This is a genomic window from Curtobacterium sp. MCBD17_019, assembly GCF_003234555.1.
Taxonomy (GTDB): Bacteria; Actinomycetota; Actinomycetes; order Actinomycetales; family Microbacteriaceae; genus Curtobacterium.
In genome coordinates, this window is record NZ_QKTT01000007.1 from 52,390 (window position 1) to 77,857 (window position 25,468).

Here is a 25,468-nt window from a genome sequence, read left to right on the forward strand (position 1 = left end):
GATCAGCCGATCGCACGCACCCACGCGCGCTCCAGACCGGCTCGGTCGAGCAGTTCCGCTGGACGCACCTCGAGGTCGTCCGCGACGAAGTAGAAGACCGCGTCGACGTCCTCGACCGGCCGTCCGGTGAACTCCGCGTACGCCACGCGGTAGAGCGCGAGTTGGAGCTGCCGCCGCTCCAGGTCCTCGGCCCCGGACGGCGCGCGCCCCGTCTTCCAGTCGACGATCTCGATCCGCCCGTCGATCTCGTACACGGCGTCGAGCTTGCACACGACGCTGTGCCCCAGGAACGGGATGTGGATCTCGCGCTCCACCTCGACCGGGGTGCGGTCGGCCCAGCGGGACCGTGCGAACGTGGCCTGGAACTCGGCGAGCCGCCGGGCGTCGTCGTCGGACGGGGCAGCGGCCGTGCCGACGTGCTCGTCGACGTCGGCGTCGAGCTCGCCGTCCCAGGCGTCGAGGGTCTCGAGCGACCCCGACGGCCGGGCCCGGCGCTCGACCCACTGGTGGAACAGGGTCCCGAGGCGGGTCGCCCGGTAGGGCCGCTCCGGCATCGGGCGACGGAGCCGCTCCGCGACCGCGGCGGGTTCGGTCAGGTAGTCCTTGAACCCCGAGGCCGGGATCCGGTGGGGCACGGTCACGACGTGACGGTCGCGGTGAGCGGCGCGTCGCTCGGCGAGCAGGAGGTCGAGGTCGGCCGCGTACCGTCCGGCGGCACCCGGGTGCGCTGCCCGCACCCGGTCGGCGGCCGCCAGGACACGCGCGCCCCGTTCGCCGAACGGCAGGTGGGGCCACGGCATGGTCGCGCCGGAGTCGGCGAGCGGGTTCTCGTCGAACTCGGTCCCCGCCGGGATCGCGTCCGGATCCACGACACCGGCGGCGACGAGGTCGGCGAGGTAGCGACTCGGCTCCGTCGGGCGCACGCCGGTCCCCCAGTACGAGCCGGTCACGAGCAGCGCCTGCCGTGCGCGGGTCAGCGCCACGTAGGTGAGCCGGCGCTCCTCGTCGAGGTTGCTGCGCCCGACGGCCTCCTTGAAGGTCGCGATCGCGTCCGCGACCGCCTTCTGGGTCTCGGCACCCCGCCAGGCGAGATGCGGGAGCTCGTCGGCGTCGCCGCGGAACTCGTACGGCAGCCGCCCGAAGCCGAGCCAGCCGGTCGAGCCCTCCTGCGGACGGGCCGGCAGCGCGCCCTCCACCATCCGCGGGACCGCGACGGCGTCCCACTCGAGCCCCTTCGCCCCGTGGATGGTCAGGATCTGGACGGTGCCGGGTTCCGGCTCCTCGCTCCGCGGCCCCATGTCGTCGCGGCGCGCGGCGGCGTCGAGCCAGCCGATGAACGAGCCGAGGTCGGCTCGGTCGTCCGTCGCCACGAACCCGGCGAGTTCGTCGAGGAAGGCGTCGAGATGGTCGGACGCACCCTGCTCGTGCGCCGCGACCTCGACGTCGAGCCGCATCTCCTGCACCACGAGCGTGACGAAGTCGACCAGGTCACCGCCGGCGCGGGCGCGGAGCGCCGAGAGGGCGGCACCGAGCGCCCGCATCCGGAGTCGCCCCTCGGCGCTGATGTCGGCGGTCGCCCCGTGCTCGTCGGGTGCGGTCGCGACGAAGTCGAGGGCGTCGACGAGCGACCCGTGCTCGCCCGCCGCGACCGAGCCCCGGAACGCGTCCGCGACCGCGGGGTCGAGACGCGCGTGCGTGTGGTCGCGCTCGAACAGCCACCGGCCGACGCGCTGCAGGGCGACGACGTCGGCGGGACCGATGCGCCAGCGTGCGCCCGTGAGCAGGCGGATGAGCTCGTTGCCGGCGGACGGGTCGTGCAGCACCCGCAGGCAGGCCACGAGGTCGACGATCTCCGGCCGCTGGAGCAGGCCGCCGGTGCCGAGCACGCGGTAGGGCACCTCGCGGTGGCCCAGCGCCGCGGTGAAGGCCACGAGGTCCTTCCGGGCCCGGAGCAGCAGTGCCATCGACGTGCCGGGTCGCGCCGCCCGCCGGGCGGCGAACCAGTCAGCGACCGCAGCGGCTTCCTCCGGCAGGGTCTCGGGGAACCGTGCCTCGACCGTGCCGACCTCCGCACCCGGTCGGGGGCGCAGTTCCTCGACGCGGACGCGCGCGGCCTCGGTGAGCGGCGCCACGAGGGCGTTCGCCCCGACGAGCACCGACACGGGGTTCCGCCAGCTCGTCGAGAGCGCGTACGTCCTGGGCGACGGGTCGTCCGCGCCGAAGTTCCGGGGGAACCGTGCGAGGTTGGCCGCGCTCGCCCCGCGGAACCCGTAGATGGACTGGTGTGGGTCACCCACGGCCATGACGGGGTGCCCGCGGAACAGCCGCGCGAGGAACCGGGTCTGGACGACCGACGTGTCCTGGTACTCGTCCAGGAGCACGACCCGGTAGCGGGCGCGCAGGTCGTCCGCGACGCGCGGTGCCGCCTCGGCCGCGGCGAGGGCGAGGGCGATCTGGTCGGAGAACTCGACGAAGCCCCGCTCGGTCTTCTGGCGTCGGAACGTCTCCACCAGGTCCACCAGCGGCGCGAGTCCGCCGACGGCCGGCACCGTCCCGACCAGCGCGGCCGACGGCTTGCCCCGGGTGGCGGGGAGCTCGAGCAGCGCGGTGAACTGCTCCGCGAAGCGACGGAGCCGGTCCGGGTCGACCAGGTGCTCGCTCATCGCGCCGTTGAGGGCGACGAGCGCCGCGGTGACGGTGTCGACGTTCCGGCCCAGACCCGCCAGGCGGTCGTCCTGCGCGGCGACCACGACGCGTCGCGCGAGCTGCCAGGCCGACGGCTCCGTGAGGACCTGCGACTCGCCGTCACGCCCGACGAGCAGGGCGTTCTCGCGGAACACCGCGTTCGCGAAGGCGTTGTAGGTGGAGACCGTCGGGGCCTCGAAGGCGTCGGCGGGCTCGATCAGCCCGGCGCCCTCGAGCGCGGCGATCCGGTCGTTGATCCGCACGCCGAGCTCACCGGCGGCTTTGCGGGTGAAGGTCAGGCCGAGCACCTCGTCCGGGCGCACCGCGCCGTTCGCGAGCAGCCACACGACCCGGGAGGCCATGGTCTCGGTCTTCCCGCTCCCCGCGCCCGCCACGACGAGCGCCGGCGCGAGCGGCGACTCGATCACGGCGCGCTGCTGGTCGGTGGGGCGAGGCCGCCCGAGGGCGTCGGCGATCGCGTCCGCCGAGTACCGCGCCGCGGGGCGGGCTGCCGCGTGCATCGCAGCCGACGGGGCCGCCGCGTCCGCCGATGCCGTCGGCGCGACCTCGGCGTGCCGGTCCTGCTCCGCGGCGGGGGCGCCCGTCACCAGGTGACCTCCCCGACGACGTGGATCCGGCACTCGACACCGGTCCGGGCGCGCTCGCAGTGGTCGTCGACGTGGGCGACGAACACGCGTCCGGCCATGCCCTCGGCGACCGTGTGCAGGCGCTGCCGGTAGGACGCGCGGGCGTCGTCGTCGAACGCGGGCTGGATCCGTTCCGTGAACGCGTGCCCGCCCTGCCCGCTCGCGACGAACACGAGCCGTGCGTCCGACACGGGGACGTCGGCCGGGAGGCCCTCCACCGCCCCGTCGGCGAGCGCGAGCTGGTACGCACCCAGCTGTGCGTGCTCCGGCATGGCGGACTTGCCCGGCATCGTCGTCCCCGTCTTCAGGTCGACGACGCTGACGGTGCCGTCGGGCGCTTCCTCGATCCGGTCGATGCTGCCGCGGAGGCGAGCGGGGCCGGTCACCAGCACGAACGACGCCTCGGCACCGAGGACGCGTCGGTCGGCGGCGGCAGCCGTGCGGAGGTAGTCGCTGAGACCCTCGATCATCCGCCGCGTCCGAGCGCGTTCCCGCTCGGCGATCCAGTCGGACTCGAACACGAGCTCGGACCACCGGTCCTCGACGCGGCGCCAGAGCGACTCGACGTCGACGTCGGTCGCGTGCTCCATGGCGTCGTGGACGATCGTCCCGATGCCCATGGCCGGGCTCGGTGCGCCACCGCCGAAGGACTGGGCGAACCAGTGCAGCGGGCACTCCTCGAAGGTCCCGATGCGCGACGGCGACACGGCGACGGTCGGGGGCACGGCCACCCCGCCGTCCTCCGGCACCACCGGTTCCGCCGTCAGGTCGACGAGGGGTCGGTCGGTGCTCGGCTCGGCGATGCCGTACCACTCGTCCGGATCGGCCCCGGGTACGCCCTCAGCCGCCAGGCGTGCCAGGGCCGACGCGGCTTCCGCATCGCCGGTGGTCACGACCCGTCGGCGCAGGGACCCGGCCATGCCCCGGAGCGAGAGCGGGTGGGAGTTCGGCGTGCGGTCGGGTGGCGCCGGGACGAGCCGGAGGAAAGGGCTCGGAGCCTCGTCGTCGTTGGCGATGCTGCCGAGCACCACCTGTGTCGTCGCCCGGGACACCGCCCTGGCGAACAGCCGCAGCTCGTCGGCGACCACGGCGGCGCGCTCGTCGGTCGGTGTGCGCTCGATCCCGGCGGCGGCCCGGACGAGGCCGTCGGGGTCGAGCAGGCTGCCACGGACGCGGGTGTTCGGCCACACGCCGTCCTGGAGTCCGAGCACCACCACGACGTCGCACTCCACCCCGATGGTCGCGAGCGGCGTCACCACGCGGACCCGGCCGGCGGTCCGGTCGGGTCCGATCGTGTCCTCGGGCAGGTCGGCGCCGAGCAGGTCGTCCACGAACACACGCGCCGGGGCGTCCGGTGTGCGTTCGACGAACCGCTTCGCCGCCGTGAACAGACCGACCACCGCGTCGAGATGCCGGTCCGCCTCGGCCGCGCCGACACCACCGGCGGCCGACTGCCCGCCCCACGTGCGGGCGAGTCCGCTGCGCTCCCACAGCCCCCAGAGCAGTTCCTCGATGCTGGCGCCCCCGGCGGCATCGCGGCGCGCCCGCTCGAGGCTCGCCGCGAGGCGCCCGGCTCGGCGCGCGAAGCCCGCGTCGATCGTCGTGAAGCGGTCCGGGCCGGAGAGCGCCTCGACCAGCAGGTCGTCCGCCGGGCGCGTGCCCCCGGCGGCGAGCTCCTCGCGGCGCAGGGCGAGCCGCAGCCGCCGTACCGCGAGGGCGTCGAGGCCGCCCAGCGGCCCGGACACGAACGCGGTGGCGAGGGCGGGGTCGAGCGCGCGGACCCCGAGGGCGACCGCCGCCGCGTCGATGAGCGCCCGAGCGGCGACGTCGTCCCGCGGGCGCGCCGGAGCACTCGCGGCGGTGGCGGGGACCTCGGCAACGGCCAGGGCGCGGACGAGGTCCGGCACGGCTGCCCCGCTCCGCGTGACGACGACCATGCGCTCCCACGGCACGCCGTCGAACAGGTGGTGTTCCCGCAACCGACGGGCGACGGCGGCCACGAGGCCGGCGCGGCTCGGGGCCTCCAGGTGCACCACGGCGTCGGCCCGGTCGTCCGCACCCGCGGCTGCCGCCACCCGCTGCCGCCCCGCGGCCGCCGCACCGATCCGGGCGGTGACGGCGCTCACGAGCGCCCGGATCGCGGGTGGGTGTCGGTGGACGGTGTCGAGCACGACCTCGTGCACGGCCGGCACGCCGAGCCGGACCGCCAGGCGACCGAGCACGTCGGGCTCGGCGCCGCGGAACGCGCTCGAGGCGATGTCCGGATCGCCGAAGGCGACGATCCGCACGCCCCGTCGGGCGAGCGCACCGAGGAACGCGACCTCGCCCTCCACGAGTTCCTGGGCGTCGTCGACGAGGACGTGGCGGAGCGCGGCGACCGCGGACGGCACCTCGCCCCGCGCCACGGCCGCGGTGGCGAACGCCACGAGTTCCGCCGCGTCGAGCGCGGTCTCGCGGTACGCCGTGACCGCCGCGCGGTACTCGTCGACGAGGTCCCCGACGGCCGCCCACTCCGGGCGCCCGTGGTCGCCTGCGAGTTCGCGCATGTCGTCGGGCTCGATGCCGGCGGCAACCGTGCGCATCATGACGTCGCGCAGCGCGGTCCGGAAGCCGGCACGTTCGCGGACGGCAGGGGTGATCGGATCGGGCCAGGCCGGGCCGGTGCCGTCGACGGCGTGCCCGGCGATGAGGTCGGCGAGGACCGCGTCCTGTTCCCCACCGGTCAGCAACGTCGGGGCCTCCTGCCCGACGAGCGCTGCGGCGTGCGTGACGACCTGGAAGGCGAGCGAGTTCACGGTCCGGGCGAGCGCGCCGGGCACCACGCGGTCCGCGGCCGCCGCCAGGCGGTCCCGCAGGGCGGTGGCGGCCGGACGCGACGACGTCAGGGTCAGGACGCTCGTGTACCCGTCGGCGCTGACGCCCCCGGGCTCGGACAGCAGGTGGGCGACGAGCTGCGCGAGCACCGTGGTCTTGCCCGTGCCCGGCGCACCGATCACGGCGGCGCACGTGTCGTGCGGCAGCGCGAGCACGGACCGTTGCGCGGGGTCCAGGAGGACCGGAGCGACGACCACCGCGGCACCCGCCCGCCCGCGGCCGGTCAGCCCGGCGTCGCGCAGGACGGCACGGCGGGGCGCACTGGTCGTCGAGGTCGCGGTCGGCACGCCGTCACGCTACCGAGGGCCGCCGACACCACCGGGACGGCGCGCATGTGCGCTGTGGGTGAACGCCGGAGCCCGCCCCTGGGCCCTCGGATACGCTGTGCTCGTGGACATCAAGATCGGCATCACCAACAGCCCGCGTGAGATCGCCTTCGAGACCAAGCAGACGGCCGCCGACATCGAGCAGGCCGTGTCGGCCGCGCTCTCCTCGGGCGCCACGCACCTGTCGCTCCAGGACGACAAGGGCCGACGGTTCATCGTCCCGGTCGCGTCCCTCGCGTACGTCGAGGTCGGCTCCGAGGAGTCGCGCCGCATCGGTTTCGTCGCCTGACCCCTCGGTCCACATGGAACTCCTCTTCGCCGTGCTCGGCGGGATCCTGACCGGCCTGTTCGCGCAGATCGTCGTGCCGTGGCACGTGACGCGGGGCGTGTTCCTCGCCCCCGCCGTGGGCGGGGCCGTCGCGGCCGTGCTGTGGGAGGCCCTCACCTGGGCCGGGTGGTCGTACGGCGAACCCTGGATCTGGGTGGTCACGCTCGTGGTCGCCGGCGTCGTCGCGCTGGTGACGGCGTGGTCGGTCGGGCGCCGGCGGGAGCGCGCGGACGCCGCGTTCTTCGAGCGCCTCCGCACCGTCGGTACCGCTTCCTGACGCATCGGCCGGGAGGCCCGGGCGGCCGGGAGCACACGGTCCGGGGCGGAGACCCGGACCGGGTCCGGGATCCGCACCGGGTCCGGTCACCCGGTTCGGCTCAGGCGGTCAACCCGAGGGCGTCCATCCGCCGCGTGTGGGCCGCGATGAGCTCGGTGAACACCGGCTCGAGGCGCTCCTCGTCCTCACGGGCGTGCGAGGCGAGCGCCGACCGCGCCACGAGCAGCGTGTCACCGACGAGGCGCCGCCCCCACATGGCGAGGCGCGAGGCCACGAGCGGGTCGCGGGCGATGTCCGCCGTCAGTTCCTCGACGACAGCGGGCTCCTCGCGTGCGTCGAACACCCCACGCAAGCGGTTCCGGACGTCCGTCGGCAGCGACCGGGCGAGGTTCGCGAACAGGTCGTTGAGGATCCCGGCCGTCACGTAACCGGTGAGGATCGACTCCGCCCAGTCCGCACCGGCCGTCCGTCTGAGGAACGCGTCGATGGCCTCGCGGTGGGGCTCCATGAGTTCCGCCGGCTCGTGTCCGGACCGTTCGATCTCGGCCACGATGGCGCGGTGCCGATCGAGCGCGGTCGTGGCGAGCACGCCCGTGACGAGGCGCCCCGACATGGTCGGCGCCGAGGCACCGGCGCGCCCCATGGCCTCGTACAACGACAGCTGCAGGTACGCGGCCTGGCCCAGGTAGACGGTCAGTTCGGGCGAGACGTCGTCGAGTTGGAGCCGCTCGACGGACGCGGCCGCGCGGGGGTTCCGCGACGCCAGCCAGCTCGCCGCGAGACGCGCGCGTCTCCGGTTCCACCACGACACCACCGGACCAGCATAGGGGCCGCGCGCGAGCCCCATCCCCAGTCCGCCAGCGTCCCGAACTGCGGAAATGCGCAGAACGGTAGACTGAGCGGACTCCCCGACAACGAACAGGGTTGAACTCTTTGACTTTCTCAGATCTCGACATCGAGCAGGACATCGTCGACGCGCTCGCGGCCAAGGGCATCACGGAGCCCTTCCCGATCCAGCAGCAGACGATCCCGCTCGCACTCACCGGCCAGGACATCATCGGCCAGGCCAAGACCGGAACGGGCAAGACGCTCGGCTTCGGCCTCCCCCTCATCCAACGGCTCGGGCACGACCCCGAGCCGGGCGTCAAGGCGCTCGTCGTGGTCCCGACCCGCGAGCTCGCCGTCCAGGTGTTCGAGGACCTCGAGCTCGCCGCGTCGAACCGTCCGGTCAAGCTGGCCGCGATCTACGGCGGCAAGGCGTACGAGGGCCAGATCGAACAGCTCAAGGACGGCGCGCAGATCGTCGTCGGCACGCCGGGTCGCCTCATCGACCTCCATCGGCAGCGGGTGCTCGACCTCGGCCACGTGCAGGAGATCGTCCTCGACGAGGCCGACAAGATGCTCGACCTCGGGTTCCTGTCGGACATCGAGCGCATCTTCCAGTCGGTCCCGGCGGTGCGCCACACCATGCTGTTCTCGGCGACCATGCCGGCCCCGATCGTGGCGCTGGCCCGGCGGTTCATGTCGAAGCCGATCCACATCCGCGCTTCCGACCCGGACGAGGGCCTGACCCAGGCGAACATCAAGCACGTCATCTACCGGGCGCACGCGCTCGACAAGGACGAGGTGATCGCCCGGATCCTCCAGGCCGACGGGCGCGGCAAGACCGTCGTCTTCACGCGGACCAAGCGCGCCGCGGCCCGGCTGATGGAGGAGCTCCAGGACCGCGGGTTCAACGCCGCGGCGGTGCACGGCGACCTGAACCAGGAACAGCGGGAGCGCGCGATGGCCGCGTTCAAGGCCGGCAAGCGGGACGTGCTCATCGCCACCGACGTGGCAGCGCGCGGCATCGACGTCGACGACGTGACCCACGTCATCAACCACACGATCCCGGACGACCCGGACACCTACCTGCACCGGGCCGGGCGGACCGGCCGCGCGGGCAAGACCGGCATCGCGGTGACGTTCGTCGACTGGGACGACCTCCACAAGTGGTCGCTCATCAACAAGGCGCTCGACTTCGGGCAGCCGGAGCCGACCGAGACCTACTCGTCCAGTCCGCACCTGTACACCGACCTCGACATCCCGGCCGGCACCAAGGGCCGTCTGCCCGGTTCGTCCCCGCACGCGGCCGCGCCGGCCAAGCAGCGGTCCGAGGGCGGCCGCTCCGAGGGCGGCCGCTCCGAGGGCGGCCGGTCCGAGGGCGGCCGGTCCGAGGGCGGCCGGTCCGAGGGCGGCCGGTCCGAGGGCGGCCGGTCCGAGGGCGGCCGGTCCGGGTCCGGGTCCCGCTCGCGCACCCGGTCGGGAGGCCCGACCACGACGAGTGCGCCCGCCGCGGGCTCCGACGCGGTCGGCGCGGAGCCGGAGGCGGCGGAGACCACCGCCGGCACGACCGGTCCCGAGGGCAGCTCGCCGCGGCGTCGGCGTCGCCGCCGCCGTGGTGGCAGTGGTCAGGCCGGGTCGACGGCCGCCGATGCGGCGGCCACCGGCGGCCAGTCCGCGGGGTCCGCGGCGAGTTCGTCCGCGGCGAGCGGTCCGGCTGCCGAGTAGTCCGCACACGGTGGTCGTCCGGCGACGACCACCGTGACGGGTCCCGTCGACGCGCGTCCAGCCTCCCGGTCGGACGCGCTTCGCTCGTCAGACGGTGAGTCGGGATCCCTCGCCGACGACCGGTTCGGAACCGGTCGCGGACGCGACGATGGTCCGGAACGCGCGCTCGGCGGTGCGGTGCTCACCGAGCCGGTTCGGCTTGCCGGTGCCGTGGTAGTCACTCGAGCCGGTCACGAACAGCCCGTAGCGGTCCGCCCAGTCGAGCAGGACGCGCTTGCCGTGCGTCAGGTTCTCGCGGTGGTCGACCTCGAGCCCGCCGAGTCCGGCCTCGACGAGGTCCTCGAGCGCTCGCTCGTCGAGCACGATCCCCCGGGTCGACGCCGCCGGGTGCGCGATCACGGGGACCCCGCCCGCGGCACGGATGAGCTCGACGCCGGCCAGCGGCGACGGCGCCTCGTGGGGCTCGTAGTAGCCCGCGGCGGGGTGCAGGATGCCGCGGAACGCCGCGCTGCGGTCGGCCTCGAGCCCGGCGGCCACGAGTGCGTCCGCGATGTGGGGTCGGCCGATCGTGGCACCCGGGCTCGCCTGGGCGATGACGTCCTGCCACGACACCGGGTGGTCGCGGGCGATCCGCTCGACCATGCGCATCGCACGATCGACGCGGCCCTCGCGGATCCGCTGCGTCTCGGCGACGAGTTCGGGGTGGGTGGGATCGACGAGGTACCCGAGCACGTGCACGCTCCGGTAGCCGATCCGCGTGCTCAGTTCGAGCCCGGGCAGGAGCGTCATCGGGAGCGTCCGGGCCGTCGCGATGGCCTCGTCCCACCCGGCCGTGGTGTCGTGGTCCGTCAGCGCCAACGCGTCGAGGCCCGCGGACGATGCCGCACGCACCAGGTCGGCAGGCCGCTCGGTGCCGTCCGAGACGCTCGAGTGCGTGTGCAGGTCGATGAGGGGATCGGGCACCCGGCCATGCTAGCCGTGGACTCCCCGGTGCCCCCGCGATCGACGCCCACGGCGCCCGGGTCGGTGCACGACGCATGGTGGGATGATGTGAGCATGGCCGAGCCGACTCCCCGCGCGACGAGCAACCGATCGACGACCCCCGGGTCCTCGACCTTCAAGGACCACATCGCGTCCAACTGGGCGGAACACGACCGCGCACTGCCCGACGCACGCGAGCAGGCATCGTTCGCTGCGGAGCGCCGGGCACGGCTCTCGGCGCTGCACCCGGGCCGGACCCTCGTGGTCCCCGCCGGCCAGGCGAAGGTGCGCTCGAACGACTGCGACTACCCGTTCCGACCGCACTCCGCGTTCGCCCACCTGACGGGCTGGGGCACGGACGCGGTCGTCGGGTCGGTCCTCGTCCTGACGCCGAGGGCCGACGGCCACGACGCGACGCTGTACTTCCGAGCGAGTGCGGGCCGGGACTCCGAGGAGTTCTACGCGAACCCCGAGATCGGCGAGTTCTGGGTCGGACCGCGCCCGTCACTGGAGGCGGTCGCGGCGGACCTCGGCATCGCGACGCGCGATCTCGGCGCATTCGCCGACGTGGCGGACCGGCTCGACACCGACGCGCTCCTCGTCCGTGACGCCGACCCCGCGTTCACCGAGGCGCTCGACGGCCGGCTCGGGGTCGCGGTGGGCGGCATCGACGCCACGAGCGACACTCCCGCGACGGACGACGTGCTCGCCCGCGACCTCAGCGAGATGCGTCTCGTCAAGGACCCGTACGAGGTGAACGAGCTGCGTCGTGCCGTCACCGCGACCAAGCACGGGTTCGACGACGTCATCGCGGACTTCGACACGGTCCTGGCACACCCCCGCGGCGAGCGCATCGTCGAGGGCACGTTCAACCGTCGCGCCCGGGCGGACGGCAACACCGTCGGGTACGACACCATCGCCGCGGCGGGCTCCCACGCCTGCATCCTGCACTGGACCCGGAACGACGGCGCCGTCGCGCCGGGCGACCTCATCCTCATCGACGCCGGGGTCGAGGTCGAGAGCCTCTACACAGCCGACATCACGCGGACGTTGCCGGTCTCCGGACGCTTCACGGAGGTGCAGCGCCTGGTCTACGACGCGGTGCTCGAAGCCGCGGACGCCGCGTTCGCCATCGTGCGCCCGGGCATCACCTTCCGCGACGTCCACGCGACCGCCATGCGCGTCATCGCCGAGCGGACCGCCGAGTGGGGCTTCCTCCCGGTGAGCGCCGAGGAGTCCCTACGCCCGGAGGCCCAGTACCACCGCCGCTACATGGTGCACGGCACGAGCCACCACCTGGGGCTCGACGTGCACGACTGCGCGAAGGCCCGTCGCGAGCTCTACCTCGACGGCACGGTCGAGGCCGGCATGGTGTTCACGATCGAGCCGGGCCTGTACTTCCAGGAGGACGACCTGACCGTCCCCGAGGAGTTCCGCGGCATCGGCGTCCGCATCGAGGACGACATCCTGGTCACCGAGGACGGCGCGGAGAACCTGTCCGTCGGCATCCCCCGCACCGCCTCGGACGTCGAGGCCTGGGTCGCGAGCCGCTGAGCCCAGAGGTCGACCGGTACCCTGCTGCCCGTGAGCACCCCCGAGACGCCCCCGTTCACGATCGCCCCGGAGCACTTCGACGCCCCTGACGCCGTTCGCCTGCGCGCCGCCCAGCGCATCGAGATCGACGGCACGTACGGGCGCGACACCGAACCCGGCGAGAAGCCCACGGCCGAGTCCATCGCGGTGTTCTTCGTCGCCCGCGACACCCACGGCGCGCCGCTCGGCTGCGGCGGACTGCGGGTGGTCGAGGACGGCGTCGTCGAGATCAAGCGCATGTACGTGCGGTCCGAGGCGCGCGGCACGGGGGTCGCCGCGGCGCTCCTCGCCCAGCTCGAGGTCGCCGCACGGGCCCTGGGGGCTCCGGCGCTCGTCCTCGAGACCGGGACGGAGCAGCGTCGGGCGATCCACTTCTACGAGCGCGAGGGCTTCACCCGCATCGCGAACTTCGGCCCGTACATCGGCGCTCCGTTGTCGGTCTGCTACGCCAAGGTGCTGACGGCCCCCGAGGCGTGACCGACTGACCCGCGTGCGGCTGGCCCCGCGCCGTCCACGTGCTCAGTCGGCCTGGTCGTCCCGCCGGCCGCCCTGGTGGCAGCGGTCCTCGGCGCCCTCGCGGTCGCCCGAGTCGTCGGATGTCGGCTGCGCGGGCGTCGGCGTCGGCGTCGGCGTCGGGCTGACCCGTTCCCCGTAGCGCGGCGGCTCGTCCACCGGTGCCTGCGGGCCCGGCTGGCCGGGGCGGGCCTCCTGTCCGGACGGCCGCTCGGCCCGGACGGCGCCCGGTTGCCCCTGCTGCCCGTACGGCGGCTGCTGCTGTCCGGACGGCTGCTGCTGCTGTCCGGACGGCTGCTGCTGCCCGTACGGCGGCTGCTGCTGCCGCCCGTACGGCGGCTGCTGCTGCCCGTACGGCGGCTGCTGCTGCTGCCCGTACGGCGGCTGCTGCTGCCCGTACGGAGCCTGGCCGTGCCCACCCTGGGGCGGTCGGCCGGGGTACTGCGGCCCGCCGAACTGCTGGGGCCCCGCCGCCCAACCGCCCTGCTGCTGACCGAGCAGCTGCCGGGCCCGCATCGTGAGCTGGGGGTCGACGATGATCTGGTAGTTCATGGCGAGGACCTGGTGCACGCTCGTGAAGTCGCGCTGCCGCCGCGTCACCGAGAAGCTCACGACCCCGTAGAGCATGCCGAACGCGGCGCCGATGAGCGCGGCGGCCCAGAACGACCCGCCCGGCGCTCCGGAGAACAGCGTCAGCACGATCCCGAAGAAGAACCCGAGCCACAACCCGCTGAGTGCACCGGCGAGCGCCGCGCGTCCGTAGGTCAGCTTGCCCGTGACCCGCTCGACGGTCTTGAGGTCGTTGCCGACGATCGACACCTGTCGGACGGGGAAGTCCGCCGCGGCGAGCTGGGCCACGACGCGCTGGGCCTCGGGGTACGTCTGGTACGTGCCCAGGACGTCGCCGCGCGGTGGGGTGGGGAACGCGGCGCCGGGACGACCGAACGGGCTCTGAGTACTCACACAGGGCATCTTCCACCAGCACCCTTGGCGCCCGACGTGAACCAGGTGCGAGCGACTACGCTGGACGGGTGAGCGCCACGAAGGTCTTCGTCGCCCGCCTGGCCGGGTGCTCCGTCTTCGACCCCGCGGGCGATCGCGTGGGCCGCGTCCGTGACGTCCTCGTCGTCTACCGCCGAGCGGATCCGCCCCGGGTGGTCGGGCTCATCGTCGAGGTCCCCGGCAAGCGCCGCATCTTCGTCTCGATCGGCCGGATCACCTCGATCGGCGCCGGACAGGTCATCACGACGGGGCTCGTCAACATGCGTCGCTTCGAGCAGCGCGGGGGCGAGGTCCGGGTCATCGCCGAGATGCTCGGTCGCCGGGTGCTCGTGACGCGGGACCGCGTCCGCGCCACGATCGAGGACGTCGCGATCGAGGACCGCGGCCAGGGTGACTGGGAGGTCGCGCAGCTCTTCCTCCGCAAGCCGAAGACGACGCCTTCGCCGTTCGGCAAGGGCCCGACGACGTTCGCGTCCTGGAACGAGGTCACCGAGGAGGACACGCTCCCCGGCGAGTCCCAGTCGGCCGAGCACGTCATCGCCGCCTACTCCGACCTGCTGCCGGCCGACCTCGCCTCGACACTGCTCGATCTCCCCGCCGAGCGCCGACTCGAGGTCGCGGGCGAACTCCCCGACGACCGTCTCGCCGACGTGCTCGAGGAGATGCCGGACCAGGAGCAGATCGCCATCCTCTCGGGCCTCGAGGACGCCCGCGCGGCCGACGTCCTCGACCAGATGCAGCCGGACGACGCGGCGGACGTCCTCGCGCAGATGCCGGACGAGCGGAGCGAGGCCCTGCTCGAGCTCATGGAGCCGGAAGAGGCCTCCGATGTCCGCATGCTCCTCGAGTACGCGCCGGACACCGCCGGCGGGCTCATGACGACGGAACCGGTGATCGTCTCGGCCGACGCGACCGTCGCCGAGGGTCTGGCACTCATCCGCCGACACGAGCTCGCTCCCGCGCTCGGCGCCGCGGTGTGCGTCACCCTGCCGCCGTACGAGCCGCCCACCGGACGGTTCCTCGGCTTCGTCCACTTCCAGCGCATGCTGCGCTATCCGCCGAACGAGCGCCTCGGCACGCTCGTCGACACCCAGCTCGAGCCCGTCCGCGTCGACGCCAGCGCGGCCGAGGTCACGCGGATCATGGCCACCTACAACCTCGTGTCCGTTCCGGTCGTCGACGACGCCCACCGTCTCGTCGGGGTGGTGACGATCGACGACGTCCTCGACCACGTCCTGCCGGATGACTGGCGAAGTCAGGACGGGCCCTCCGGCCCGGCCTCCAGACCACGGCAACGCACGCGCAGGACCCCGGTGACAGCCGGAAGGAGGACCACAGGTGGCACGAGCACGAGATGACGACCGTCGCCGCACCGACCGCAACGAGCTCCGCCTCGACTCGCCGAAGGGCATGCGGACGCGGGTGCTGCCGAGCCGACGCCGCGGCCGAGGGGATGCCTTCGGCCGACTGACCGAGGCGATCGCCCGCGGCATGGGCACGCCGTGGTTCCTCGTCGGGCTCACGCTGTTCGTCGTGGTCTGGATGGGCTGGAACACGCTCACCCCCGCGGCCTGGCAGTTCGACTCCGCGGCGATCGGGTTCACCGCGCTGACGCTCGTGCTCTCACTGCAGGCGTCGTACGCGGCACCCCTCATCCTGCTGGCGCAGAACCGGCAGGACGACCGCGACCGCGTGCAGTTCGAGCAGGACCGGCAGCGCGCCGAGCGGAACCTCGCGGACACGGAGTACCTCGCCCGCGAGGTCGTCGCGCTGCGCCTGGCCGTCCGGGACATGGCGTCGAAGGACTTCATCCGCTCCGAGCTCCGGTCGCTCCTCGAGGAACTGGATCGTCGCGACGAGGCAGCGGCCGCCGCGGCCGCAGCGGCGGCGTCCGACGCCGCCGACGCCGCCGCGAAGGCCGGACAGGAGACGGCGGCGAGCGGTCTGCATGGCTGAGGTCGCGCCTCCCGGCCGACCCGCGACGACCGGCGACGTCGCGCTCGCGGGTGCCGTCGTGGCCGCGCTCGGTCGTGTGCTCGACCCGGAGATCCGCAGGCCGGTGACCGAACTCGACATGGTCCGGAGTGTCGACGCCGAGCCGGGAGGCACGGTGCGGGTCGACCTGCAGCTCACGATCGTGGGGTGCCCGGCCGCCGACACCATCGAGCGCGACGTCCGCGCGGCCGCCGCGAGCGTGCCCGGCGTGGCCGACGTCGTCGTCGATGTGTCCGTGATGTCCCCGGCCCAGCGGTCGGCCCTGACGGAGCGGCTGCGCGCGGGGCGCCCGCGCGGGGTGCAGTTCACCCCCGAGACCCTCACCCGCGTCGTCGCCGTGACGAGCGGCAAGGGCGGCGTCGGCAAGTCGACCGTCACCGTGAACCTCGCGGTGGCGCTCGCCCGCCGTGGGTTGCGCGTCGGCGTCCTCGACGCGGACGTGCACGGGTTCAGCGTGCCGGGCCTCCTCGGGCTCACCGACGAGCGTGGGCGGGCGCCGCGGCCGACGCGGGTCGACAGCATGATCCTGCCGCCGGTGGCCCACGACGTGAAGGTCGTCTCGATCGGGATGTTCGTCGACGACGCCTCGACGGCCGTGGCCTGGCGCGGGCCGATGCTCCACCGCACGATCACCCAGTTCCTCACCGACGTGTGGTTCGGCGACCTCGACGTCCTCCTCCTCGACCTGCCGCCCGGCACCGGTGACGTCGCGATCTCGGTCGGGCAGCTGCTGCCCCACGCCGAGGTCCTCGTCGTCACCACACCGCAGGCGGCGGCGGCGGACGTCGCCGAGCGGAGCGGCGTCGTGGCGCGCCAGACCGGTCAGCGGGTCGTCGGTGTCGTCGAGAACATGGCCGGCCTCGTGCAGCCGGACGGCAGCGTCCTCGAGCTCTTCGGGTCGGGCGGCGGTGCCGAGACCGCCCGACGGCTGTCCGTCGGACAGGACGAGCCCGTGCCGGTGCTCGGGAGCGTGCCGCTGTCGGTGGCGCTGCGCGAGGGCGGGGACGCCGGCGTCCCGGTCGTCGCGGCTCACCCCGAGGACCCCGCTGCCGTGGCGCTCACCGCCGTCGCGGACCGTCTCGTCGCGATGGGCCGCGGTCTGGCGGGCCGGAAGCTCGGGCTCGGCGTGCGGTGACCCGCTCGTCGGGGCGTCGGCGCGGTCGCACCGCTGGATTCCGGTCGAACACCGGGATCACGCGGTTCGACCGGAAGCGAGCGGTGCGTCCCGGCGTCGGGAGGCTCGGGTCAGGTCGCTTCGCCGTCGTACGGCGCCGCCTCGCCCGCCTCGAGGGTCTCGACGGGCGCGGTCGCCCGGACCGCCGGCGGGGTGATCGGCTGCGGCGTCTCGCCCCCGGAGTCGGCCAACAGCGCGTCACGGATGATGCGCCGGGGGTCGTACTGTCGCGGGTCGAGCTTCTGCCACTCGATGTCGTCGAAGTCCGGCCCCATCTCGTCCCGCATGCGGGTCTTCGCGGTGTCGGCCAGGCCGCGGAGCATCTTGACGAACTGCGCGAGCTTCTGCGCGTACATCGGGAGTCGCTGCGGGCCCAACAGGAACACGGCAATGATCCCGATGACGAGGATCTTGTCGAACGAGATGGACACGGGAGAAGGGTAACGCCTCCGGCGGTCAGGTCACCCGTAGAGTTGATGGCCGAGGAGTGTGCGTGTCAGAGAAAGAGTCGAACTGGAAGTTCGCGGAGGACATCGTCGCGGAGCCCGAGGTCGTGGCCCGTGCGCGGGAACACTCCCTCGAGCTCGGCGTCGAAGCGGTGTCCCCCGCCGTCGGCGCCCAGATGAGCGTCATCGCGGCGGCGTCCCGCGCCACGGGCATCATCGAGATCGGGACGGGGCTCGGCGTCTCGGGGCTGTACCTGCTCGCGGGTGCCCCTGACGCCACGCTCACGACCATCGACGTCGAGGTGGACCACCAGCAGTACGCGCGCGACGCGTTCCTGCACGCCGGTGCCGTGCCGAGCCGCGTCCGCCTCATCCCCGGTCGCGCCGCCCAGGTGCTCCCCCGCATGAACGAGGCCTCGTACGACGTCGTCGTCGTCGACGCGGACCCGGAGAACGTCATCGAGTACGTCGAGCACGGGCTGCGGCTCGCGCGGATCGGCGGGACCGTCCTCGTCCCCCACGCCCTCTGGCGCGGCCGGGTCGCCGACCCCACCAAGCGCGACCGGGCGGCCACGGACTTCCGCACGCTGCTCACCGAGGTCTCGACGTCGGGGGCGGTCCGGAGCGCGCTCTCGCCCGCCGGTGACGGTCTGCTCCAGATGACGAAGGTCACCAGCTGATCAGAGCAGGTGCCGCAGGTACCGCTCCGGCGCGTCCAGGTAGGCGCGCCAGTTCCTGACGAGCTCGAGGTCCTCCCAGGCGGAGGGCCGGATGCCCCACTCGCCCACCTCGTGCACCTTCGCACCGGGGAACGACGCCAGGATCGGCGAGTGCGTCGACAGCACGATCTGCGCCCGCGGATCCGTCAGGACGTCCTGCATGAGCCGCATGAGCTCGAGACACCCCTGGAACGACAGCGCCGACTCGGGCTCGTCGAGCAGCCAGAGGCCCGGCCAGGTGGACCGGTCGGCGACGAAGTCGAGGAACGCCTCGCCGTGGCTCCGCTCGTGGAACACCGGTTCGGGCCGTCCGCCCGGGTGCTGCTCCAGGTAGGTGAAGAACCCGTACATCGTCTCCGCGCGCAGGAACGTGCCGTTGCGCTCCGCGCCGGGGTCCCGGACGAGCCGCAGGTGGTCGCCGAGTGTCGACTCGGACGCACGCGTGCGGTGCACCGCCCCGGTGGACCCGCCCTCGGCGTTCAGTCCGAAGGCGATGGCGAGCCCCTCGACGATCGTCGACTTGCCCGCGCCGTTGTCGCCGACGAGGACCGTGCACCGATCGAGGTCGAGCCCGGACTCGAGGACCTGCGCGACCGGTGCGAGGGTCGCGGGCCACACGCCGCGGGGCATGGGGTCACCCCCGCGCTCCTCGATCCGACGGACGGGCAGGCGCGAGGCGGGCATGCGCTCATCCTGCCCGATCCGGGAGGCCCGCTGACCGCCGTCCGGGGAGGCGCGGCGACGGCGATCCGGGCGGCCCGGCGACGGCGATCCGGGCGGCGCGGCGACGGCGATCCGGGCGGCCCGGCGACGGCGATCCGGGCGGCCCGGCGACGGCCGCTCCGGCGCCGGAGACGACGAACCGCCCGGGTCCGAGGACCCGGGCGGTTCGTGTGGTGCGTCGTGACGACTACACCGAGACGACCTCGGCGAGTGCGTCGTGGAGTTCCTTCGCCTCGGCATCGTTGACCGAGACGACCAGACGGCCTCCACCCTCGAGCGGAACCCGCACGATGATGAGTCGACCCTCCTTAACAGCCTCCATCGGCCCGTCACCGGTCCTCGGCTTCATGGCTGCCATCAGATGTCCCCTTTCGTGCAGTACATGCCCCTCCATTATCCGGCACGGAGGGCCGATCTGCGAAACCATCCAGCTCGACGTACCCCGAACCGCCCCGGGAGCCGGATCACGGCGGCGTCCAGTCGTACCCGTTGATCCACCAGCAGGAGTACATCCATGCCACCTGCAGCGCGATCGAGACGGCCACCACGGCGACGCGGTACGTCACCCATCGCGGGCGGGCGACGATCGCGAGCATCGGGAAGAGCGGCATGAGGATGCGCCAGGTGCTCGACTGCGGGAAGAACACCGCGAGCAGGTACACGAAGTACGACGCCGACCAGATCCGCAGCTCCGGCCCGATCGCCCGGGCGGCCGGCATGAGGAGGAACCCGGCGAACCCCGCGACCACGAGCACGAGCAGGACGCCGCCCGCGGGCTCGTGGAACCACCAGTCGAACCCCTGGATCCACGGCGCGAACGGGACGAGTTCGTGTCGGCCGATGTAGGACTGCCGCCAAGCGAGCTCGGTGTCCGTGTACGCCTTCGGCACCCCGGTGACCGCCCACGCGATCGTCGGCCACGCCAGCCCGACGAGCCCCGCGACCACGGCCACGACCGCCGGCGGGATCGCGGCGCGCAGCGACAGGGGGTCCGCGGAACTGCGCCGCACGAACCGCAGCACGAGGTAGCTGGCCATCGTGAGGGCGATCGCCAGGCCGGTCGGTCGGGTGAACCCGAGGACGACCACGACGGGCAGCATCCACCAGAACCGACGTGTGACGAGCAGCCACAACGCGAGCGTCAGGAGGAACACCCCCATCGACTCGGCGTACGCGACCTGGAACATCGTGGACACCGGGGCCACGCAGAACAGCACGGTCGCGAAGGTCGCCGTGCCCTCGGGCAGGAACCGGCCGACGAGACGCCGGAAGAGCAGGGCCGCTCCCCATCCGAACAGCACCGAGACCGTCACCGCGACGACCGCGTACCCCGCTCCGGTCGCCACCATGAGGCCGCGGACGAGGAACGGGTAGGCGGGCATGAAGGCCCACGCGTTCTCCGTCACGGCGCCGTCGGTCCCGATCGGCAGCGTCGCCGGGTATCCCGTCTGCGCGATGAGGGCGTACCAGCGGCCGTCCCAGATGGTCGCGAAGTCGAGGTAGTGCGGCGACGCCAGCGTGAACGAGTTCTGGGTCTGGACGCGCGCGAACGCCGCCAGCAGCCCCGTTGTCACGATCCGCGCGAGGACGTACACGACGGTGACGCGGAGCCACCACGGCACCATCCGGTACTGCACGAGCAGCCGGACCCGGACGGGCCGTCGCGGGCGCTCCCGCTCCGGCCTCGCGGTCGTCAGGCCGTCAGCCACCGCCGGAGGCCCTCCTCGACCGCGGTGATCTGCGCGACCGGCACGCGCTCCTCGTCGTGGTGGGCGAGCGCCGGGTCGCCGGGGCCGTAGTTGACGGCGGGCACGCCGAGCGCCGAGAAGCGGGCGACGTCCGTCCACCCGTACTTCGGCTTCGGGGCGGCGCCGCCCACCGCGGCGACGAACTCCTGCGCGAGCGGCGCGTCGAGCCCGGGGCGCGCACCGGCGGCGAGGTCGACGATCGTGACGTCGTACCCGTCGAACAGCTTGGTGACGTGCGCCACGGCCTCGTCCGCAGAGCGCGAGGGCGCGAAGCGGTAGTTGACGTGGAGCATGACCTCGTCGGGGATCACGTTGCCCGCGATGCCGCCGGTGATCCCGACGGCGTTGAGGCCCTCGCGGTACTCGAGACCGTCGACCTCGACCGTGCGGGGTTCGTACGCGGCGAGACGGTCGAGCGCCCCGGCGATCTTGTGGATCGCGTTGTCGCCGATCCAAGAGCGGGCACTGTGCGACCGCTGGCCGTAGGCACGGACCTCGGCGCGGAGGTTGCCGTTGCATCCGCCCTCGATCTGGGCGTTCGACGGTTCGCCGAGGATCGCGAAGTCCCCGGCGAGCAGCTCGGGCCGCGTGCGGGCGAGACGCCCGAGGCCGTTCAGGGCATCGCTCACCTCCTCGTGGTCGTACCAGACCCAGGTGACGTCCACGGTGGGGTCGACGAGGTCGTGCGCGAGCTTGAGCTGGACGGCACACCCGCCTTTCATGTCGACGGTGCCCCGGCCCCACAGCACCTCGGCGCCGTCCTCGGCCCGGGTCTGCGTCGGCAGGTTGGCGTTGAGCGGCACGGTGTCGATGTGCCCGGCGATGACGACGCGTCGATCACGGCCCAGCTGCGTCCGCGCGACGATCGCGTCGCCGTCGCGCACGACCTCGAGGTGGTCCAGCGGCGTGAGCACGGCCTCGATGACGTCCGCCAGTCCGCCCTCGTTCCCCGACACGGACTCGATGTCGCAGATCGCGCGCGTGATGTCGATGGACGAAGCGGTCAGGTCCAGCGTGGCGACGGGCATGGGGGCAGCCTAGCGGGGCCGCCCCGGCACCCGACCGGGAGGCCCGCGACCGGCCACCCGCACACGCGCGGTCGTCCGCACGGCCGGTACCGGGCCTCCCGTCCGGACGGTCCGCGGTCGGCCGGAGGTGCGCCGCTACCCTGGTGCCCGTGACCGAAGCGAGCAGCAGCACCGACGCCCAGCAGCCCGACCCGGACGCCGTCGGCGGCGACCGGACCGCGACCCATGCGTGGGGCCACGGTCTCGCGACGATCGCCGCGGACGGCACGGTGCTCGACACGTGGTTCCCGGGGCCGCGGCTCGGACGACGACCCGAGGGCGCGGACGGTGTCGTCCCCGCCGACCTCGCGGACGCCGCCGGGGACGACCCCCGTCGCGGCGTCCGGCTCACGGTGACGACCGTCGAGATCGCCCTGGACGCCGCGCCCGCCTCGACACCGGACGCGTACCTCCGGCTCCACCTGCTCAGCCACCTGCTCGTGCGGCCGAACACGATCGCACTCGACGGCGTGTTCGCGCACCTGCCGACCGTGGTCTGGACGAACGCCGGGCCGGTCGCCGCCGACGACTTCCCGCAGCTCCGTCCGGCGCTGCAGCGGGCCGGGATCGTCGCCCACGCGATCGACAAGTTCCCCCGACTCCTCGACTACGTCGTGCCCGATCGGGTCCGCATCGCGGATGCCGCACGCGTCCGGCTCGGCGCGCACCTCGCCCCGGGCACGACCGTCATGCACGAGGGCTTCGTCAACTTCAACGCGGGCACCCTCGGCGACGCCATGGTCGAGGGCCGCATCTCGCAGGGCGTCGTGGTGGGGCACGGCAGCGACATCGGTGGGGGCGCCTCCATCATGGGGACGCTCTCCGGCGGCGGCACCCAACGTGTGCGCATCGGGGACCGCGCGCTCCTCGGCGCGAACGCAGGGCTCGGGATCTCGCTCGGGGACGACTCCGTCGTCGAGGCCGGCCTGTACGTCACGGCGGGCACGAAGGTCACGCTCGTCGGCGCCGCTCCGGCTCCGGACGGCACGCCCCGGACGGTGAAGGCCGTCGAGCTGTCCGGCGCGCCGAACGTGCTCTTCCGCCGGAACTCGCGGACCGGTGCCGTGGAGGCCCTGCCCCGCTCGGGCACGGGCATCCAGCTCAACGCGGCGCTGCACGCCTGACGCCGCCCGATCTCCCTGACATCGCACTCGTTGCCGTTCTGACCGCGGACAGAACGGCAACGAGTGCGATGTCCCGGAACCCGGACCCCGGAACCCCCGGGCCGCGGAGGCCGGGACGCGCGGCCGGGACGCGCGGCCGGGGTCAGCCGCGGGGCGGCAGGTCGCGCTTCGGGTGGCCCAGGTACAGCTGCTGCGGCCGTCCGATCTTGTTCTGCGGGTCGGTGTTCAGCTCGCGCCACTGGGCGATCCACCCGGGCAGCCGACCGATCGCGAACAGCACGGTGAACATCCGCGGCGAGAACCCCATCGCCTTGTAGATGACGCCCGTGTAGAAGTCGACGTTCGGGTACAGCTTCCGCGACACGAAGTACTCGTCCGCGAGCGCGATGCCCTCGAGCTCCATGGCGATGTCGAGCAGGTCGTCCTGCACCCCGAGTGCCTCGAGGACCTCGTGGGCGGACTCCTTGACGAGCTTGGCCCGGGGGTCGTAGTTCTTGTAGACCCGGTGCCCGAAGCCCATGAGCTTGACGCCGTGTTCCTTGTTCTTCACACGCTCGACGAAGCGCGACACCGGCTCGCCCGAGTCACGGATCTTCGCGAGCATCTCGAGCACGGCCTCGTTCGCACCACCGTGCAGCGGACCGTAGAGGGCGTTGATGCCCGCCGAGATCGACGCGAACATGTTCGCCTTCGTCGAGCCGACGAGTCGCACGGTGGACGTCGACGCGTTCTGCTCGTGGTCCTCGTGCAGGATGAGGAGCCGCTCCAGGGCCTTCGACAGGACCGGGTTGACCTCGAACGGCTCGGCCATCGTGCCGAAGTTGAGCCGCAGGAAGTTGTCGACGAAGCTCAGCTGGTTGTCCGGGTACAGGAACGCCTGCCCGATGCTCTTCTTGTGCGCGTAGGCCGCGATCACGGGGAGCTTGGCGAGCAGGCGGACGGTCTGCAGCTCGACCTTCTCGGGGTCGTCGACGTCCATGTCGTCCTCGTAGTAGGTCGACAGGGCGCTCACCGCGCTCGACAGGACGGACATCGGGTGCGCCGAGTGCGGCAGGGCGTCGAAGAGCCGCCGGAGGTCCTCGTGCAGCAGCGTGTGCCGCCGGATGCGGTCGTCGAACGCCGCGAGTTCGTCCGCCGTGGGGAGTTCGCCGTAGATGAGGAGCCAAGCGACCTCGAGGTACGTGCAGTTCGCCGCGATCTGCTCGATCGGGTACCCGCGGTACCGGAGGATCCCCTGCTCGCCGTCGATGTAGGTGATCGAGCTCTTCGTCGCGCTCGTGTTCACGAAGCCGTAGTCGAGCGTCGTGAAGCCGGTCTGCTTCGTCAACGTCGCGATGTCGATGGCCGACGCACCGTCCGTGCTGCGCAGGATCGGGAACTCGGCCGTGCCTCCCGGGTAGTGGAGGACCGCGGTGGGTGCCGCCTCGTCCGGGGTGCCGGTCGAGGGCAGTGTGGCCGCCTTCTGAGCGTCATTGGCAGTGTCAGTCACGACGACAGCCTAAACCGACGACCGTGGCGCACGCGCACGGGAGGCCCGGCGCCCGTCAACGCGGAACCGGCGACTCCGCCGCGTGGTCGGCGACCGGACCGGTCCCGGACGACCGCAACCGCACGACCGCGGCATCGATGCGCTCGTCGGTCGAGGTGAGGGCGATGCGCACGTGCGAACCACCAGCACTGCCGTAGAACGTGCCCGGTGCGACGAGGATCCCGAGTTCCGCGAGCGCCGCGACCGTGGCCCAGGCGTCCTCGCCGCGCGTCGCCCAGAGGTACAGCCCGGCCTCGCTGCGGTCGATCCGGTAGCCCGCCGCCACGAGTGCCGACGCCAGGCGGTCGCGCCGTCCCGCGTACCGCGCCTTCTGCTCGCGGACGTGGGCGTCGTCGGCGAGCGCGACGATCATCGCCTGCTGCACCGGCGCCGGGGGCATCATGCCGGTGTGCTTGCGGACGGCCAGGACCTCGGCCAGCACCCGCGCGTCACCCGCCACGAAGCCGGCGCGGTAGCCGGCGAGGTTCGACTGCTTGCTCAGCGAGTACACGCTGAGCACGCCGTCGTGCGTGTCACCGACCACGCGGGGGTCGAGGATGCTCGGCGTCGGGGTGCCGTCGTACGGCGGCTCCCACCCGAGCTCCGCGTAGCACTCGTCGCCCGCGATGACCGCGCCGAGGGCACGGGCTCGCTCGACCGCGACCCGGAGCTCCTCGATCGACAGCACGCGGCCGTCGGGGTTGCCCGGCGAGTTGAGCCAGACGAGCTTCGTCGACGCCGGCCAGGACGCGGGGTCGTCGGCGGCCAACGCCTCGGCGCCGACGAGGGCCGCGCCGAGCTCGTAGGTCGGGTAGGCGGCCTCGGGGAACACGACCGTGTCACCGGCGCCGATGCCGAGCCACAGCGCGAGTCCGGCGATGAACTCCTTCGACCCGATCGTCGGCAGGACCTCGTCCGTCGTCAGGGTGATCCCCTGGCGTCGGCCGTACCACGCGACGATGGCCTCGCGCAGCGCGGGGGTCCCGGCCACCTGCGGGTAGGCATGGGCGTCCGTGGCGTCGGCGAGAGCGCGACGGACGAGCTCGGGCGTCGGGTCCACGGGCGACCCGACGCTCAGGTCGACGATGCCGTCCGGGTGGCCGCCCGCGCGATCCTTCGCGGCGGCGAGCTGGTCCCAGGGGAAGTCCGGCAGGTCGAGCGGCACGGG

22 protein-coding genes are annotated in these 25,468 nt (G+C 73.2%); 10 read left to right on the forward strand and 12 right to left on the reverse strand.

Going from position 1 to position 25,468, the window contains the following annotated elements; genetic code table 11:
• Positions 1 to 2: 2 nt before the first annotated feature.
• Both DEI82_RS08405 and DEI82_RS08410 read right to left on the reverse strand, forming a co-directional pair.
• Positions 3 to 3,293: an ATP-dependent DNA helicase gene (locus DEI82_RS08405; protein WP_258372013.1), complete on the reverse strand. Its 3,291-nt coding sequence runs from the start codon at positions 3,291 to 3,293 to the stop codon at positions 3 to 5.
• Positions 3,290 to 6,493, reverse strand: coding sequence for a UrvD/REP family ATP-dependent DNA helicase (locus tag DEI82_RS08410; protein WP_111036486.1), 3,204 nt, complete (start codon positions 6,491 to 6,493; stop codon positions 3,290 to 3,292). Before DEI82_RS08410 ends, DEI82_RS08405 begins: the two co-directional genes overlap by 4 nt.
• Before the next feature lie 103 nt (positions 6,494 to 6,596).
• Here DEI82_RS08410 and DEI82_RS08415 point away from each other — a divergent pair, with 103 nt between their 5' ends.
• The gene (locus DEI82_RS08415; RefSeq protein ID WP_111010909.1) at positions 6,597 to 6,821 is read left to right on the forward strand and encodes a DUF3107 domain-containing protein; all 225 of its coding nucleotides are present in this window, start codon (positions 6,597 to 6,599) and stop codon (positions 6,819 to 6,821) included.
• 13 nt (positions 6,822 to 6,834) lie between these two features.
• Positions 6,835 to 7,137 carry a hypothetical protein gene (locus DEI82_RS08420; RefSeq protein ID WP_111010840.1) on the forward strand — a complete coding sequence of 101 codons (303 nt, stop codon included), beginning with the start codon at positions 6,835 to 6,837 and terminating at the stop codon, positions 7,135 to 7,137.
• Positions 7,138 to 7,237: 100 nt separating this feature from the next.
• Here DEI82_RS08420 and DEI82_RS08425 read toward each other — a convergent pair whose 3' ends face one another.
• The gene (locus DEI82_RS08425; protein WP_258368670.1) at positions 7,238 to 7,951 is read right to left on the reverse strand and encodes a ferritin-like domain-containing protein; all 714 of its coding nucleotides are present in this window, start codon (positions 7,949 to 7,951) and stop codon (positions 7,238 to 7,240) included.
• Positions 7,952 to 8,070: 119 nt separating this feature from the next.
• On the opposite strand from DEI82_RS08425, the gene DEI82_RS08430 reads away from it, so the two are divergent.
• A complete protein-coding gene (locus tag DEI82_RS08430) occupies positions 8,071 to 9,687 on the forward strand; it encodes a DEAD/DEAH box helicase (RefSeq protein WP_111036488.1) in 1,617 nt (538 codons plus the stop codon).
• Positions 9,688 to 9,774: 87 nt separating this feature from the next.
• Here DEI82_RS08430 and DEI82_RS08435 read toward each other — a convergent pair whose 3' ends face one another.
• Entirely contained in the window at positions 9,775 to 10,650 is an 876-nt protein-coding gene (locus DEI82_RS08435) for a PHP domain-containing protein (protein WP_111036489.1), read from the reverse strand.
• Between the two features lie 93 nt (positions 10,651 to 10,743).
• Here DEI82_RS08435 and DEI82_RS08440 point away from each other — a divergent pair, with 93 nt between their 5' ends.
• Both DEI82_RS08440 and DEI82_RS08445 read left to right on the forward strand, forming a co-directional pair.
• On the forward strand, positions 10,744 to 12,222 hold the full coding sequence (locus tag DEI82_RS08440; RefSeq protein WP_181435157.1) for an aminopeptidase P family protein: 1,479 nt from the start codon (positions 10,744 to 10,746) through the stop codon (positions 12,220 to 12,222).
• A gap of 30 nt (positions 12,223 to 12,252) precedes the next feature.
• Positions 12,253 to 12,738: a GNAT family N-acetyltransferase gene (locus tag DEI82_RS08445; RefSeq protein WP_111036491.1), complete on the forward strand. Its 486-nt coding sequence runs from the start codon at positions 12,253 to 12,255 to the stop codon at positions 12,736 to 12,738.
• Positions 12,739 to 12,780: 42 nt separating this feature from the next.
• Here the strand turns inward: DEI82_RS08445 and DEI82_RS08450 are convergent, their stop codons facing one another.
• Entirely contained in the window at positions 12,781 to 13,737 is a 957-nt protein-coding gene (locus DEI82_RS08450; RefSeq protein ID WP_111036492.1) for a general stress protein, read from the reverse strand.
• Between the two features lie 68 nt (positions 13,738 to 13,805).
• On the opposite strand from DEI82_RS08450, the gene DEI82_RS08455 reads away from it, so the two are divergent.
• The 3 genes from DEI82_RS08455 to DEI82_RS08465 are packed head-to-tail and all read left to right on the forward strand — an operon-like array spanning position 13,806 to position 16,906.
• A complete protein-coding gene (locus DEI82_RS08455; protein ID WP_111010847.1) occupies positions 13,806 to 15,134 on the forward strand; it encodes a magnesium transporter MgtE N-terminal domain-containing protein in 1,329 nt (442 codons plus the stop codon).
• A gap of 52 nt (positions 15,135 to 15,186) precedes the next feature.
• Entirely contained in the window at positions 15,187 to 15,732 is a 546-nt protein-coding gene (locus DEI82_RS08460; protein ID WP_111013692.1) for a DUF1003 domain-containing protein, read from the forward strand.
• Complete coding sequence (locus tag DEI82_RS08465; RefSeq protein WP_111013641.1) at positions 15,725 to 16,906, forward strand: Mrp/NBP35 family ATP-binding protein; 1,182 nt, start codon at positions 15,725 to 15,727, stop codon at positions 16,904 to 16,906. The genes DEI82_RS08460 and DEI82_RS08465 overlap by 8 nt, the downstream gene beginning before the upstream one ends.
• Before the next feature lie 110 nt (positions 16,907 to 17,016).
• Here DEI82_RS08465 and DEI82_RS08470 read toward each other — a convergent pair whose 3' ends face one another.
• Positions 17,017 to 17,376, reverse strand: coding sequence for a Sec-independent protein translocase TatB (locus DEI82_RS08470; RefSeq protein WP_111036493.1), 360 nt, complete (start codon positions 17,374 to 17,376; stop codon positions 17,017 to 17,019).
• 62 nt (positions 17,377 to 17,438) lie between these two features.
• On the opposite strand from DEI82_RS08470, the gene DEI82_RS08475 reads away from it, so the two are divergent.
• Positions 17,439 to 18,071, forward strand: coding sequence for an O-methyltransferase (locus DEI82_RS08475; RefSeq protein ID WP_111010850.1), 633 nt, complete (start codon positions 17,439 to 17,441; stop codon positions 18,069 to 18,071).
• On the opposite strand, the gene DEI82_RS08480 is transcribed toward DEI82_RS08475, so the two are convergent.
• From DEI82_RS08480 to dapE, 4 genes are all read right to left on the reverse strand, one after another.
• A complete protein-coding gene (locus DEI82_RS08480) occupies positions 18,072 to 18,794 on the reverse strand; it encodes an AAA family ATPase (protein ID WP_111010851.1) in 723 nt (240 codons plus the stop codon). It lies immediately after the preceding gene.
• A 226-nt stretch (positions 18,795 to 19,020) separates the two neighbouring features.
• On the reverse strand, positions 19,021 to 19,191 hold the full coding sequence (locus DEI82_RS08485; protein ID WP_111010852.1) for a DUF3117 domain-containing protein: 171 nt from the start codon (positions 19,189 to 19,191) through the stop codon (positions 19,021 to 19,023).
• A gap of 106 nt (positions 19,192 to 19,297) precedes the next feature.
• Positions 19,298 to 20,542, reverse strand: a complete 1,245-nt coding sequence (locus DEI82_RS08490; protein ID WP_111036494.1) for a hypothetical protein — start codon at positions 20,540 to 20,542, stop codon at positions 19,298 to 19,300.
• Positions 20,527 to 21,609, reverse strand: coding sequence for a succinyl-diaminopimelate desuccinylase (dapE, locus tag DEI82_RS08495; RefSeq protein ID WP_111036495.1), 1,083 nt, complete (start codon positions 21,607 to 21,609; stop codon positions 20,527 to 20,529). Before dapE ends, DEI82_RS08490 begins: the two co-directional genes overlap by 16 nt.
• 149 nt (positions 21,610 to 21,758) lie before the next feature.
• On the opposite strand from dapE, the gene dapD reads away from it, so the two are divergent.
• Positions 21,759 to 22,772 carry a 2,3,4,5-tetrahydropyridine-2,6-dicarboxylate N-succinyltransferase gene (gene dapD, locus DEI82_RS08500; protein WP_111036548.1) on the forward strand — a complete coding sequence of 338 codons (1,014 nt, stop codon included), beginning with the start codon at positions 21,759 to 21,761 and terminating at the stop codon, positions 22,770 to 22,772.
• A gap of 142 nt (positions 22,773 to 22,914) precedes the next feature.
• Here dapD and DEI82_RS08505 read toward each other — a convergent pair whose 3' ends face one another.
• Together DEI82_RS08505 and dapC are read right to left on the reverse strand one after the other, a co-directional pair.
• Positions 22,915 to 24,144: a citrate synthase gene (locus tag DEI82_RS08505; protein ID WP_258372018.1), complete on the reverse strand. Its 1,230-nt coding sequence runs from the start codon at positions 24,142 to 24,144 to the stop codon at positions 22,915 to 22,917.
• Between the two features lie 172 nt (positions 24,145 to 24,316).
• Positions 24,317 to 25,465: a succinyldiaminopimelate transaminase gene (dapC, locus tag DEI82_RS08510; RefSeq protein WP_111036496.1), complete on the reverse strand. Its 1,149-nt coding sequence runs from the start codon at positions 25,463 to 25,465 to the stop codon at positions 24,317 to 24,319.
• Positions 25,466 to 25,468: the final 3 nt, after the last annotated feature.